Origin of the sequence: Halomonas sp. ND22Bw (genome assembly GCF_003011945.1) — a bacterium.
In the GTDB taxonomy this organism is placed as follows: domain Bacteria; phylum Pseudomonadota; class Gammaproteobacteria; order Pseudomonadales; family Halomonadaceae; genus Halomonas; species Halomonas halophila.
Map to the genome: position 1 here is coordinate 1 of NZ_PXWD01001027.1, position 266 is coordinate 266.

The window sequence follows — 266 nt, forward strand, 5'->3', positions numbered from 1 at the left end:
TTGCATAACTGCGATATGATGGTAAATCCATTCCCATTCGGTAACACGAATGGCATTATTGATATGGTGACATTAGGTTTAGTGGGCGTATGTAAAACGGGTGCAGAAGTCCACGAGCATATCGATGAAAGCTTATTCAAACGTTTAGGTTTACCGGAATGGTTAATTGCAAATACGGTAGATGAATATATTGAACGAGCAATTCGTTTAGCAGAAAACCATCAAGAACGTTTAGAACTTCGTCGTCATATCATTGAGAATAACGG

The 266-nt window shown here is 38.7% G+C and carries 1 protein-coding gene; it reads left to right on the top strand.

Annotated elements, in window-relative coordinates:
• A partial coding sequence (locus CVH10_RS21290) for a hypothetical protein (RefSeq protein WP_219924953.1) occupies positions 1 to 266 on the top strand: 266 nt, incomplete at both ends.